Annotated in this window: 12 protein-coding genes; 11 read left to right on the top strand and 1 reads right to left on the bottom strand. The window is 39.5% G+C overall.

Annotated features, from left to right (window positions below):
* Positions 1–36 precede the first annotated feature (36 nt).
* From ACFWMP_RS00765 to ACFWMP_RS00715, 11 genes are all read left to right on the top strand, one after another.
* On the top strand, positions 37–1,323 hold the full coding sequence (locus tag ACFWMP_RS00765; RefSeq protein ID WP_379421684.1) for an amidase: 1,287 nt from the start codon (positions 37–39) through the stop codon (positions 1,321–1,323).
* Between the two features lie 147 nt (positions 1,324–1,470).
* Entirely contained in the window at positions 1,471–2,061 is a 591-nt protein-coding gene (locus ACFWMP_RS00760) for an RNA polymerase sigma factor (protein WP_379421683.1), read from the top strand.
* Positions 2,039–3,664 (top strand): DUF4179 domain-containing protein, encoded by a 1,626-nt coding sequence (locus tag ACFWMP_RS00755; RefSeq protein ID WP_379421682.1) that lies wholly within the window; start codon positions 2,039–2,041, stop codon positions 3,662–3,664. Before ACFWMP_RS00760 ends, ACFWMP_RS00755 begins: the two co-directional genes overlap by 23 nt.
* Positions 3,665–3,753: 89 nt before the next feature.
* The gene (locus ACFWMP_RS00750) at positions 3,754–3,981 is read left to right on the top strand and encodes a hypothetical protein (RefSeq protein WP_042187971.1); all 228 of its coding nucleotides are present in this window, start codon (positions 3,754–3,756) and stop codon (positions 3,979–3,981) included.
* Between the two features lie 448 nt (positions 3,982–4,429).
* On the top strand, positions 4,430–5,923 hold the full coding sequence (locus tag ACFWMP_RS00745) for an SMI1/KNR4 family protein (protein WP_379421681.1): 1,494 nt from the start codon (positions 4,430–4,432) through the stop codon (positions 5,921–5,923).
* Between the two features lie 114 nt (positions 5,924–6,037).
* Positions 6,038–7,489, top strand: coding sequence for a serine hydrolase domain-containing protein (locus ACFWMP_RS00740; RefSeq protein WP_379421680.1), 1,452 nt, complete (start codon positions 6,038–6,040; stop codon positions 7,487–7,489).
* Positions 7,490–8,067: 578 nt separating this feature from the next.
* Positions 8,068–8,547, top strand: a complete 480-nt coding sequence (locus ACFWMP_RS00735; RefSeq protein WP_339247977.1) for a DUF4265 domain-containing protein — start codon at positions 8,068–8,070, stop codon at positions 8,545–8,547.
* 143 nt (positions 8,548–8,690) lie between these two features.
* A complete protein-coding gene (locus tag ACFWMP_RS00730) occupies positions 8,691–9,272 on the top strand; it encodes a hypothetical protein (RefSeq protein WP_379421679.1) in 582 nt (193 codons plus the stop codon).
* Between the two features lie 241 nt (positions 9,273–9,513).
* Positions 9,514–10,011: a suppressor of fused domain protein gene (locus tag ACFWMP_RS00725; protein ID WP_379421678.1), complete on the top strand. Its 498-nt coding sequence runs from the start codon at positions 9,514–9,516 to the stop codon at positions 10,009–10,011.
* 381 nt (positions 10,012–10,392) lie between these two features.
* Positions 10,393–11,553 carry an alanyl-tRNA editing protein gene (locus ACFWMP_RS00720; protein ID WP_042187982.1) on the top strand — a complete coding sequence of 387 codons (1,161 nt, stop codon included), beginning with the start codon at positions 10,393–10,395 and terminating at the stop codon, positions 11,551–11,553.
* A 146-nt stretch (positions 11,554–11,699) separates the two neighbouring features.
* Positions 11,700–12,842 (top strand): copper amine oxidase N-terminal domain-containing protein, encoded by a 1,143-nt coding sequence (locus ACFWMP_RS00715; RefSeq protein ID WP_379421677.1) that lies wholly within the window; start codon positions 11,700–11,702, stop codon positions 12,840–12,842.
* Between the two features lie 69 nt (positions 12,843–12,911).
* Here the strand turns inward: ACFWMP_RS00715 and ACFWMP_RS00710 are convergent, their stop codons facing one another.
* Positions 12,912–13,712, bottom strand: coding sequence for a polysaccharide deacetylase family protein (locus ACFWMP_RS00710; RefSeq protein ID WP_379421676.1), 801 nt, complete (start codon positions 13,710–13,712; stop codon positions 12,912–12,914).
* Positions 13,713–13,801 lie beyond the last annotated feature (89 nt).

Here is a 13,801-nt window from a genome sequence, read left to right as displayed (position 1 = left end):
GGGATCTTAGTTCGGTAAATTGTGGAGGGGTTAGGTATGTATATCCATACATCTTCTTTAACACAGTTCCAAGGATTAGAGCCAATTGACTCATCACTCGAGCTATTCCTTAATCAGCATTTAGATCGTTATGATAAGTTGGAGCCTTACATCCATGCTTTTGTATCGGAAGAGAAAAGAACAGATAGAATCATGAGTGAAGTAGCGCTGCTAAGACAAACCTATCATGAGCTCCCAAAACCATCATTATACGGAGTTCCAGTAGGAGTTAAGGATCTAATTCATATAGACGGCTTGCCCACTCGTGCCGGTTCAAATCTTCCTCCACAGGAATTAACGCGTTCAGAAGGTAGTTTTATTAAAAAGCTGCGGCAAAAAGGAGTATGGTTCACAGGCAAAACGGTGACCGAAGAGTTCGCATATGCCGGGCATCTCCCAACTCGTAATCCTCATCATTTGGATCATACACCAGGCGGCTCTAGTGCAGGGTCTGCAGCGGCAGTTGCCACGGGTATGTGTCCATTTGCGATAGGCACACAAAGTTTGCGTTCTGTTATGGCACCTGCTTCTTTCTGTGGTGTTGTTGGATTTAAGCCAAGCTATGGACGTATCCCTTTGGATGGTGTTCAGTTGATGTCCCCTTCATTTGATACGATGGGATTTTTCACACAGGATATGGTTAGCATGGAGCGGATCTCTTCAGAACTCATCTCGGAATGGAGGCCTTTCGAATCTAACCGTAAACCAGTGCTTGGTATTCCAGAAGGGGTATTCATGACTTTATTGGAAGAGGACGCTAAACATACTTTTTGGAGCCAGATTAAGAAGTTGGAAGAGGCGGGCTTCATCATAAAAACGGTTAAGATGCCATGGGAAGATAGTTTCATCTATGGGGATGCAATGTTGAGATTAGTACAAGGGGAAATGGCTCAAGTGCATGCCGTACGATTTGAAAAATATAAAGATTACTATGGTTCGGCGATGCGTACTGGTATTGAATCAGGTCAAACCATCAAAGAGGAAGAACTGGAGCGATATCGTAGAGGACAAATCAAATTGAGATATGATCTACTGGATGTTCAAAAGACAGAGGGGATTGATATTTGGGTCTCGCCCGCTCAAGCAGGAACTGCTCCATTGTGGGGAACACGGACAGGATGGGCTGGAATGACGGCCATTTGGTCATACGCAGGAGCGCCAACTGTGAGCATTCCTTCAGCCACTATTCATAACATGCCTTTAGGATTTCAATGTATTGGGGCTTACGGTCAGGATGAAGAGCTTATATATTGGAGTAGACTTGTATCACTAGCACTGGGGTGAGCCTATTTGGCTGCAGATGGGGCATGTTCGAGGTTAGATAACAGAGTGGGTCTTCAATACAATTGAAGATCTACTTTTTTTGTATAAAGTGAGAGTTTTTTTGTTAGGGATCGTCTATAGAGTATCGTGCTTCAAGGAGGCTTAAGGGTGAAGGGACATGTACCGAAAGTTGAAAAAGAGGAAGAAAGGCAATGGATCCTAAACGTTCTGGATGGGCATAAGGAAGACTATTCGTATCTTGTGAATCGATATAAGAATAAAATCTATGGCCTATTGAGAGGAATGGGGGCCGATCACCAAGACGCGCAAGACATCACTCAGGAGACTTTTATAAAAGCTTATCGTAAGCTAGCCTCACATGATTTGGATAAAAACTTTGCGGCTTGGCTGTATACCATCGCGACTAATTTACTGAAGGATTTGTGGAAAAAAACTCGTCCTATTGCGAGCTTACCAGACGATCTTGCTGAACTATCTCTTTCAGATAATCCAGAAGAAGAATTCATTCGATCGGAGCATCGCACAGAGCTGCATCAGTTAATGCAGAAGCTACCACCTAATTATCGTACGACTTTGCTGCTTCGTTATACCAATGATTTAAGCTATGAAGAAATGTGTACGCTCTTAGAGGTCCCTTTAAGTAAAATCCAAAATGACCTTTATCGTGCAAAACAACGATTGAAACATATCATGACACACCAGGAGGTGAAGAGCGATGAAGTGCTTAAGTCCATTTGAGATCGAGCAATACATCCTAAGTACACCCACCTCCCGACCATTTGAAAATGTTGATCATATCGCTGCTTGTGCCCATTGCAATTTAATCTATCATACACTATTAGAAGAACAAGAGGAGTGGTCGCAAGCGTTGTTTGAAGAGAAGCTGCCAGATTCTTTTACTGCTCAAGTTATGGCTTCAATAGAATTCGTAGAACTAGAGAAAGTAACGGTACCTGACAGGAAGCGAAAGAATCCGAAGATACTTAAGTCACTAAGAATAGCCATGGGAGCGGCTTTGTTACTTGTTGTTCTGAGTGCCGTGATTTTATATTCTGTGCCCACATTGGCAGAGACTTTACGTTCTCTTTTTGTAAAAGATAATGTGGACATTGGCCTTCTACGTGCACAAGAATTTGGGTTAGTAGAACATCCTAATATTAAGGTGAAGGATAAAGGCTATACGATAAAAATAGATGAAGCTGTAGCGGATCCTACTCGTGTGATTGTCGCTCTACAGTTGTTCGGACCGGATGGAAAGCATGACAGACATCGCTTGGGTTTTGGTGAAGGAAATAAGATTGAAGTTAAAGATGATCAAGGAAAGATCGTAGGAGAATTATACGATATTGGATTTACCAACGATTTTTACTATATGATCGCTAATTTCTCGGAGCCACTGCAAACCGATCAAATTACAGTCGAAGGTCATATTACTGAGTTGGGAAGCAAGGACAGAAATATTCCTGCACTTCAAGGCGATTGGAACTTTAGTTTTTCGATGGATATGACAAAAGCGAATGAACAAACAACCTCAACTCCCCTAACGGGTAGCTACACTTCTCCGGATGGTATAACAGTCACCTTGAAAAAATTAACTCATATGGTACAAGGTGTTCGTTTTGAATTTGATACGGAGTTGAGTGATGAGGCGCTAAACCGTTCTCCAGGTGAATTATGGAAGCAGCAAGGGGTGAAGTTCCATTTTGAGGATAGCGCGGGTGAAGAGATTCACAGTGTTAATGCGAGGAAATTGCCGAGTAAGGATAGTGTAATGTCACGATCTTCGACCCCCGGTGATAAACCTGGACTTATGCATTGGAGCTATACGTTTAAATATTTGCCTCAGGATACGCCGTATACTTTTGTGTTCGATGGGTATTTCATTCTAGAAAAGGATGGTTCGATGGTACAGTTTGAGCCATCCGAGTTGAAGGAGCATCCGATCCCCTTTGCATTTGATGGAGATGAGCTGATGTTAAATGATTTTACTGTGGAATCACCGCCTGATACCAATGGATCAACGAAGGAAGGTTCATTACATTTTAGCGGAAGATTGAGAAATGAATTTATGAACAGTGAGTGGATATTTAAGGATCTTGAGGGTAAAGAGTATCCTCTCTCAGGACGAGGAGCTTATTCTACTGATGGGTCCGGATGGAAAGATGGTTATATCGTAATCGTTGAATCGCAGTCAAATAACAAAAAGAATTTTTTTGAGTTCCGTGCAATTGGCCTTACTACGATCCCTGATCAGCTTCAATTAATACGCACGATAGTCAACCGATTGTACACCAATGTAGATTGGTCCGTTCCTATCATGGAAGCTAGCAAAAAGCAGTAAAATCATTCATTTACCTTCCGGAATGTACAAGCAGATAGGAGCTCTGTCGCATCTCATATACTATCACAATCGAAAAGAGGTGGTAGTTTATGACTGCTGCAGAGAAGAGAAGAATTCAAAGAGCTTTGAATGCTTTGCGTAAGCAAAGAGTGGTTCTGAAGGAAAGCCTTAAAAGAATTGAAGCATTGCTTTGCAGATTGCCTATTGGCAGTCGCGAAAGATTTGAATTGTTAGCAGTAAGAGATTCAATCGTAGAAGCGCTCCGACTCAATGCTATTGCTATACGAAATTTAAAAGACGTTACTTGTGCTTGTTAATTCGTTGAACTTCTGAACCTTCTGATCCTTGTATCAACGATCAAAGTAAAGCTTTTTCCTGTCACATTAGGAGGATACTGTTTTTCTTTCTTATTGATCTGATGGGTAACGATAGCTCAATAAACACGATAAGGCAGCCGGTCAGTCAATGTGATCGGCTGCCTTTATTCAGCAAACGGGCAGGATAGTTGAAGTTCAAACGCGGGAAAACGTATAATAAATAGGGTTTAACCCCTAAGATGACTCTTAGTTTTTTTATATGACTTAATACAACAATATTTACAAATTCATGATACGGTATTGCTAAATCAGGAAATAGATGCTCCATATGTAAGATAGAATTAATTATTGATGGAACTGTTGAAGATGATTCATAACAAAATGATTGATGATCAACCAAGGATGTTTACTGAAACTATTATGATTCTGTAGAAATGGGGGCCACTATATGTCATTAGTTAATGAAAAAGAAGAGTGTTTACTTATCGAGACATTAAAATCGCATATACCAAATGTAGAGGAATTACTGAATCCAGCAGTTGAGGAATCAGAATTAAACCTTTTTGAGAGCATGATGAACTGCAAATTTCCAGAAGATTTTAGAAAGTTATACATGAATTCTAATGGAGAAGGAGAGCAGATTTTTGGCGTTATGGCTGGTCTTGGTTGGATGAACATTGAATCGATAGTAAGCAACTGGAAGTCCCTTTTGGAATCAGCATACGATATTATATCCAGCAAACCAGATATAATAAAAGATGGGAACTACAGAGAAGGTTGGATTCCTTTTGCCGAAGATGGTGGAGGCTCATATTTGGCAATTGATTTAGACCCCGGAGAAAAGGGCGTTTATGGGCAAATTATAACGATAGATCACAATTCTAGTTTTTCATATGTTATTGCGGAAAGTTTGGGACATTTCTTTGAATTTATCGATTCGAGCCTCAGAAATAGTAGTATTGGTATTCGTGAAGAAGATGATGTAATCATATTATCCCGTGAAAGTGGAAGTTTGTTGGATGATATTTTGGCTTTGACTAAAATGGATATCGAAGAGAACAGCCTTATCCCTGTAAGTGGATTTTGGGAAGAGTATTTTAAAGACGATGTTGAGAGTGGTTTTGTATCTTCAAAAACATTGAAAAAAAAGAGAATGGTATTTATTAGAGCTGATCAAGCTCAAAAATACGGAGCAATATCTTTGGATATTTTAACCCATATGGTTAATCTTAAAGAACTTATCATACATGCGGATGAAATTACTAATTTCGATGTACTTAAACGGTTGCCTTCTTTAGCAGAACTTGTGATAGGATCAGAAGCCTTTAAAGAGTCTGATTTGGAGTACTTAGTTTCTTTAGATGGGCTAAGGCAGCTAACATTAATAGGACTTCCATTAAAAGATATACATAAACTGAAAGATATAAAGAAATTAAAGAGTTTGAGACTATATAGAATGAACTCAATTGATATGGAATTAATAGGAACTATAAAAAATTTGAAGGAACTAAGTTTAGAAGAAATGGAGGTTGGCGACCTGCTTTATATTTCAAACCTTAGTAAGTTAATAAAACTAGAGCTCAAACAAGTGACTATACCACATTTATCATTCTTAAAAGGTTTAAAGAATCTAACGTTTTTTGAGACGGATAGCTGTGCAATAGATGAATCACATATAGAGGTTATAGGAGAATTGAAGAAATTAAAGCAATTCACTTATCCGGTCGGAGATTTAACAATACTCAAAAATTGTATGAGTCTAAAGCAGATTGGAGTAGATGCATCAAGACTTAAAGGGTTGGAGGAAATTTCAGACTGTAATATAGTCGATATAACTATATTTCATGCAATATCGAAAGAGAACGCAAAGTCCGTAGTCGCGGAGTTTAATAAATACTTTAAACTTCAGTCATATAGATGGCAGGTAACATGGAATGATTAATGAAACTTGCCTACATTGAGCTTTCTCATAATAGGGCGAAATTTTTAAAAAAGAAAGGAGACTAGCCATATTGGTTAGTCTCCGTTGTTTATATTTTTTCGAAATGGAGAGTTTATGAAAAAGACTATTGTTTTTGTATTATCAATACTTATATTATTCTCAGGATTCGCAACACAAAGTTATGCGTCGTTGTCAGATACGCAATCTGTGGCAATACAGGCGTTGTTGGATGATGCCCATCGCATATCAGGTGTGCCGGGAATGTCAATCTCAATACTTGCTGATGATGAAGTGTTCTACTATTCTTCCGGGTATGCAGACCGTGAAAGTGGATTGTCTGCAAGTGAAAATACACTATATGAGTTGGCCTCGGTCAGTAAAGCTTTTACCGGCATGGGTATTCTGCTGTTGGAGGAGCAAGGGCTGCTGTCAATGACTGACACTGTCCAAAAATATTTACCTTGGTTTACGTTAAAATATCAAGGCGAACCTGTTGATATGCAAAGCCTTACACTCAATAACTTTCTTCACCATACTAGCGGCCTAACAAATAGTAGGCATTCTCAAAATATTCCACAAGGTAATACACCAGATTTGCTGCAAAAGACTGTGGAAATGCTGGTAGATGCTGAGTTGGCGTTCCCTCCCGGTGAACAGTATAGCTATGGAACCGTTAATTATGACGTATTGGGTTTGGTTATTGAGATTGTGTCGGGACAAAGCTATGAAGACTTTATGAGCGAACAGGTATTTCAGCCGTTAGGTCTTCACCAGACGTATGTTTATAAAGAAGATGCTCAAGCCACCGGACAGTTGGCGCAGGGCTACCGTTCTTCCTTTTTTATGACAACTCCATATAACGCACCGGATTATTCCGGGAATAAACCCGCAGGCTACATCATTTCTTGTACAAAAGATATGGCGCGTTGGATGGGCATACAGATGGGTATTGTGCAGGACATACCCGAAATATTCCATACGGTTATCGAAAAGTCACATCAGGGCGATATGTCTGTTCCGGCTGTCAACGAAATGTACTATGCGGCGGGCTGGACGGTAAACGCCAACCAAACGATTATAGAGCACCCCGGGGGAAATCCCAATTTTGGAACCGAAGTGATCATACTGCCAAATGAACGAACAGCCGTCTGCTTGCTGACCAACGGCGCAAATATCAATAGAAGCATGGTACTAAAAGTTAAAGATATATTAGACGGCAATCTAACGCAGTCATATGAAATAAGCGGCACACAGCTTTTGGACATCATTTTATCGTCTATCACAATTATTCTTTGCCTATTGGCTGTTCTGTTCTTTATCTTAGGATTACGCAGAAGGAAAACGAATGAGCGGCAGCCAATTACAAAAAAGCGAATAATCGTAACAGCTATTTTGCTGATTGCTACGATTGCCCTATGTATAATGTGCTGTGCATTAGATTGGCCAACGATACTTATTTGGCAAACATATAGTATTCTTACAGCTTTGATTTCGTCGGCATTATTAACAGCAAGCATTACATGGTTTGTATACACTCACCTATATAATGCCTCGCTCCGAAAATAAGTATTTTATTCGTTCGCTTTATTGGTAAAATGCGTATAGCGTATTTGGTTTGGTACAGCGGAAAGTAGAGTTACGAAATAGTGAGAAAGAATTGATTTAACGCCAGATTCACCTCAATATAACCATTTAAAGTTCAAGCAGAGATACCACTTGAACTTTTCTTTTGTTGAATTACTTGCACAATCCTTGGTGATTCTCAATCTACATACTGGCAGTAAAGCTCAATGTTACTATACATCGGATTTGTTGGGTTTCCGTTCATTACCGGAATCTCGTTATCCGAGTATATCCGGCGTCGAAGACTTGTCTACCGCTTCCAGCACTTGACGAGGCGTTTTAGTACCTGCTATGATTTCTTGAATATCTTTCCTAGATTTGAGAAAGCAGGGCCAGCAACGCCCCAATTATTAACAAGGTACATGACATTGCCGCCTTGAAAGCATCTTGAAGTAACCCTTTTCAAAAAAAAGAGGACCCTCCTTTATTATCGACCCGTTGAATTACAAGCGATAGCGGATACATGAAGGATGTAATCTCAAATCTCATACATTAAAAAGACAGTTTTGAGGAGTATTCGTATGGAACATAAATTAACCTTAATTAATGTTTTTGCCGGCATAAATTCAGAGGAAGCAGTCTTTGAAGAGCTTCCTGCAGAATGCATAAGCGATAAAATATTCAAATTATGTGCATCTCCTGGGCTGGCTCTAGGGCTTGCGAAAGGAGATACAATAAAACTCCATCCCAATGGAGAATTTGAATTAATAAAACATGGTGGAAATTTCTGCATTCAAATTTACAAAGAGGAGCTTATTAAAGAAAAGATAGAGACAGCTGAATCTATAGTCAAACGAGAGCTTTCCGGTTCTTTAGATGGATTTCATAATGGCTCGCTTGCCTTCACCGCGCCCATCAGGAATGGATTTCATGCCACCAATAAGGTTTTCAATATAATTAGAGATTTATTAGAATCGGAGTACTATTACTCTAATATTTACGAATATCCATATAACTTCGACGATGAAGAGTTAGTTAGCTGGGCTAGAGATCTGGATTAATCGCTTCAAAATATCAGTTCTCTGGCATCATACACTATCTCTGGGCCACATTTTTCAATATGATCTCCAATCCTGATCCTGAGTCAAAAAAATAACGCGTAATTATAATATACCCAAAAGCTCAAGAGTTGCAGGAGGCAGATATGGTAGATGAAAGGCATCTTGTTTATTTCAAAGAACTCCTGGAAGGAAATGCTGAAATTTCTTTTAAGGCATACCTTTCAAATAATGAAGATTCTTTGCGCAAGCAATTTTCTCCGGCGAGATTTGCAAGACTGAAGTTCAAGTCAATTGATGAAATAATAAAGATTCTTGACGAAGAGAATGTATCCTACAGCATTAATGATCATGCCGTAAGAAACGAAAAATATTTAGCAACCTTTCATCTGGATGCCTTGAATGAACAAAGTAGGCTTAAGGAAGGATTCAAAGACACCCTATTCAAAGGAACTGTTCACAACTTTAAAACCAAGGGGGAAGAAGCAGTCTTAACCCTCTATAAATACATCGAATACCCTAAAAAAATCAATAGCAAAAAAAATATAGAAAAACTCCAAGACATCGAATGTTTCGCCGAATTGGAATTATCCTTAGGGGATGAAAGTCTTGGCTTATTTTTACTAAAGGCTCTAGCCTCTATTGAGCGTCAGCTTTCCGAAGTAGATGATATTGTCCTTAAAGCTCAAGAAGCAGTCATGAAGCACCATTCATCGAAAAGAGATTAATAACTTCTTAATTGGAGAGATTTGCCCTTTCAATTACTGAAATGGCAGGCCGCGAACGATGAAGGAGGACAATGATACCAGCCCAAATTCTAAACCAAAAAACCAATATTGAAAAAAGGTGATGGATGTGCAAATCAATAAAGAGTCATGCCGAGGGATCATTCTGGAATTCGACATTAGGAGAACAATTATTCTCAATTTATATATTAAAGAATGGTCTATGCCAGAATATAGAGTCATAATGACAAAACCGGAGATTGGCGTATATATTGAGTTATATTATTTTCCATCAATTGACGTTAATAATCCTGCAAGATTCGCAACAGTCGGCCTATCTAATTCCATTCGGAAAACTGGAAAACCTATTGAGAATGAATGGATGATAGCTTTAAAACCCGATTTGGGACAAGAAAACATTGATCGCATATTCTCATATTTCTGTGACATAATTGCCCATAATATTGAACATATCCAATCTTCGGAAGTACCACGAGTAATGACTGAGAGCGCACTCATACCAGAAAATTGGACTACAAAAGCCCTTTTGATTGATGAACTAAGAGGAGAAAGTGAGGATTTAGAACAAATAAAAATAGGTGAAGAAATAATTAATGTCTTGTGGGTAGTACCAATTACCCCAAAAGAATCGCGTATAATTTTATATGAAGGCATAGATGCTTTTGATGCTTACATAGATAATCATCACTATTCCATAATTGATCCCACTCGTCCTGATTAATAAGAGCAGTTCAATATCATTCGCACTAAACCAACCATACCCCCACAGGTGGGTCCTTGGCTCGCGAACCACGTTGTGGAAATTCAAACCATGTCTACGGTGGTGCCATAAAGTCCAAATGACACTGTGAAGCGCTTGCTCGGCTAGGGCATTATTTTCCTTGAACAGGGGTAATGGTTCTAGAGTATGACAGCGGAATTCTTGGATGAGAGTACAGGATTACTGATGTACAAGGTAGAAGACAACTGAAAGTAGAACAACAGAGTGAATTCCTTCCAAAAGCGCCGCAAGGCGTTTTTCATTGTGCAGTTTGTCTTAGAAATCCGATATGATACTATAAGCTTAATGTGCCGAAAACGTATAAAAGAGAGGGATACATATATGACCAACAAACTGTACTACAATTCTACATACCTTACTGACTGGGAGACCTGTATTACTGAAACCATAGAACGAGAAGATGGACTCTATGTTGTTTTGGAGGAGACCGCTTTTTATCCGCATGGCGGTGGACAACCTTGTGATTTAGGGACTATTGGGGATATTCCGGTACTTGATGTAATTAGTGAGGAAGATCTTGTCTTGCATAAGCTGGAACGTCTGCCTGATGATTTATCCGTCACTTGTCAAATCGATTGGAAGAGAAGATTTGATCATATGCAGCAGCATAGTGGACAACACTTGCTCTCAGCCATCTGTCTCAATTTGTACCAGTTTATGACTCTAAGCTTTCACTTGGGTGAGGATTATTGCACCATTGATATAGAAGCGTCAGAACTGTCGCCTAAACAACTTCATTCCATAGAGTGGGAGGTTAATCGGCAGATTTACCAGAACCATAGTATCCTGAGCTATTTTGTAACAGGGGAAGAGGCTTCACAGCTTAAATTGGTCAAACAACCTAAAGTGACGGAAAACATCCGGATTGTAGAAATTAAAGATGTTGAATATAACGCTTGCGGTGGTACGCATGTATCTTCAACAGGTGAGATTGGTATAATTAAGCTTCTGAAAGCGGAGAAACAAAAAGGCAATACGCGAATCTATTTTAAATGTGGATACCGTGCTTTGGAGGAGTTTAATAGCAGTCTGCAAATTGTTGGAGCACTATCTTCCAAATTCAATACGGGAAAAGATGAAATTATCGATCGCATTGAAAAATGGGAGAATGAACAAAAGCAGCTGCAAGCTGAAATTACCCTACTTAAAGAGAAGAATGATGATTATGTCGTACAGGAGCTTTTAGCACAGCAAGAAGGAAAGCTGATCGCAAAAGTGTTCGAGGATAAATCGCTGAAAGATTTACAAAGTTTAGCTAACAAGCTTACCGCGAAATGCGATGTTCCGGTTTTATTGGCTAGTTCTGCTGAGAATAAGGTTGTATTTGCACAGAATGGCAGCGCGGAGATCTCCTGTGGAGCTTTTTTCAAAGAGCATCTTAGTACCTACAATGGAAAAGGCGGAGGCAGTGATAAACTAGCGCAAGCAGGATTTCCGACATGGGGAGACGCTTTGGCGTTTTATGAGTTTGCTAGAAGTTAAGATTACTTTATAAAAGACAGAAGACCTGACTGCGGTAGTCTACCGTGGATCAGGTCTTTTTTATACGTAAAACGGAAACAAGAAACTTTTTCCAAATTCTGTCGTCTAATTACATATGACTATAGAGTCAAGGGAGACGAAAAGAAATGAACAAATGGAAGGTAACGCTAGGAATCTTGACTGTTTTGATTTTAAGTACGGGGTATGGATCGGTATCAGCCCAAGCAGAAAACCAAATTCAATTCAACTATAAAGAAATCGGAATCAGCAGTAAACAGGTGATCACGGAGAATATAACTTTTGTACCCCTGAAATCACTCGCAGATGCTATGGGGTATACATTATCTTGGGATCAACCATCCAAAACGGCCAAACTGGTTCGTCCTGAGCGTGAGGTTAACTTCACGGCTGGTACTGTAAAGTCAAAAGTGAATGAGGCCGTGGTGACTTTAACAAAATCCCCACGTATTATAAAAGGCTCGGTGTACGTTCCATTGGTCTCAGCGGTCAGTGTACTTGGAGGTAAAGCGGGGCTTAATAAAACGGATGGGGTTATCCAAATTATAGATGAAGCTAGATTGGTTTCTGCTTCTGTAGATGGAAGATCCTATTGGATATCTCAAAAAAACGGCGATTTGTATTACCGTGCAACGGAAACTGGGAAACCAGTAATTATTGGTCGACTACCTTTTAAGGAATCTGCGTACAACTACGCTTTTGAGATTGAAAAAATGGGCAATGGTACGGACTTACTCCAGTTAACGGACAATCATTATGCCATGTTCACCGATTTTAATAGCAGTTATCAAGTATTGGTCAAAGCGGGCACTATTCTCAAGCAAATGGACTATCATTACAATAACTCGGCTTATATCCATGCACCACAAGTGCCTTCCACTCAGGTGTATATGACCGATGGGAAGAACGTTCAATATATTACTAAGGATGGCGGTTTGGGCAAGTTATTTGAGATGGAAAAGTTAACAGGAGCAACCGGAGATTTCATAGTGGAGTATGCTGCGGAAGACGTTGTGCTCGTTCGTTTATTAGATACGACACACTTATATTTAGTTTATAGCAACACCGGTAAAATCATCAATCTCTATGAAAAACTAATTACTAGTGAGGATCGTAAGGAATGGGATAGAGTAAATGATGGCAGAGATCCATATGTATTGACCAGAATGTTAGTGTTGAAGAGTCGCAAAGGGAATGTAATGACATTCACCTATACTCCAATCCTTGAGGAAAAAGCAAAAACAGTGACATTTACACTTCAATCCAAATAATTTCAATCACTTTTATGTAATAAGCAAAAAGAGAGCGATGCTTAAAATCGCTCTTTTTTGCATTTTGGATTATTTCATCATCATCGTACTTCCACCTTTAATATGAACAGGTTGATCATTTACGGATACCCAAACATCAATAGCTGAGTTGTTACGGATGACCGTTTTGTCAGCACTCATCTTCAGTGAATATAGCGCATCAACATAATCATAAATCTCTATATTGGTAGCGTACCAAATATCCGAATGTCCACCTGCTTGTTGGCAAAAGGATTCGATAAGCTCCCAATTGTTCTGCTGTGCAAATTCATAACTATGACCCCAAACATAACAGAGTCTCAGTTTTTGGGATGGCCCTTCCGTTGTAAATCGCTCCCATACGTGATGCAGATCTTCTATATGATGACATGTTGGATGCCACTCCATGAAATTCAAAGGCATATCAAACTGTTTGGTAGAATGGACAGTTCGGCTGTATTCAATCCCAACAGACTGTAGAGGAGCAATGATTTCCTGAGAGTATGTACCGTATGGATAGGACATGCCTCGTACCGGATAATCCACTAGTTTCTCTAGTCGCTTACGGTCTTCAAACAGCTCTTCGATTACCATAGGTAAAGGTAGACGCTCTAGATGTGGATGGGTAACGGAATGGGCAGATACCTCATGGTTTCTGAGCGAATGTTTAACATCAGCAGATGATAAGAATCCGGGTGTGTTTATCATTGCGCTATTTAAATGGAAAGTACCTTTAATCCCATATTGATCAAAAATCTCCGCCAAGCGAATATCGTGTTTCTGTCCGTCATCATAGCTCATGGTGAGCGCCTTGGGCAATCCGCCCGGGAATAAGTTAAATTGAAGTTTCATGAATGTACACTCCTGTTCATTTGGTCATTTCGAAAATTACCTCTTCCAATTATAAACATTAAACGTTATAATCGGTTTCCACGTCTAAA

The organism is Paenibacillus sp. NPDC058367 (assembly GCF_042723305.1).
GTDB lineage: Bacteria > Bacillota > Bacilli > Paenibacillales > Paenibacillaceae > Paenibacillus_AQ.
Note: the sequence above shows the minus strand (reverse complement) of the source record. Positions and strands in the feature narration are given on the sequence as shown.

Excerpts from the sequence above, each read along its gene's own strand:
- ACFWMP_RS00765 (WP_379421684.1), top strand. The coding sequence starts at position 37 with ATGTATATCCATACATCTTCTTTAACACAGTTCCAAGGATTAGAGCCA.
- ACFWMP_RS00755 (WP_379421682.1), top strand. The coding sequence starts at position 2,039 with ATGAAGTGCTTAAGTCCATTTGAGATCGAGCAATACATCCTAAGTACA.
- ACFWMP_RS00750 (WP_042187971.1), top strand. The coding sequence starts at position 3,754 with ATGACTGCTGCAGAGAAGAGAAGAATTCAAAGAGCTTTGAATGCTTTG.
- ACFWMP_RS00745 (WP_379421681.1), top strand. The coding sequence starts at position 4,430 with ATGTCATTAGTTAATGAAAAAGAAGAGTGTTTACTTATCGAGACATTA.
- ACFWMP_RS00740 (WP_379421680.1), top strand. The coding sequence starts at position 6,038 with ATGAAAAAGACTATTGTTTTTGTATTATCAATACTTATATTATTCTCA.
- ACFWMP_RS00735 (WP_339247977.1), top strand. The coding sequence starts at position 8,068 with ATGGAACATAAATTAACCTTAATTAATGTTTTTGCCGGCATAAATTCA.
- ACFWMP_RS00730 (WP_379421679.1), top strand. The coding sequence starts at position 8,691 with ATGGTAGATGAAAGGCATCTTGTTTATTTCAAAGAACTCCTGGAAGGA.
- ACFWMP_RS00725 (WP_379421678.1), top strand. The coding sequence starts at position 9,514 with ATGACAAAACCGGAGATTGGCGTATATATTGAGTTATATTATTTTCCA.
- ACFWMP_RS00720 (WP_042187982.1), top strand. The coding sequence starts at position 10,393 with ATGACCAACAAACTGTACTACAATTCTACATACCTTACTGACTGGGAG.
- ACFWMP_RS00715 (WP_379421677.1), top strand. The coding sequence starts at position 11,700 with ATGAACAAATGGAAGGTAACGCTAGGAATCTTGACTGTTTTGATTTTA.
- ACFWMP_RS00710 (WP_379421676.1), bottom strand. The coding sequence starts at position 13,712 with ATGAAACTTCAATTTAACTTATTCCCGGGCGGATTGCCCAAGGCGCTC.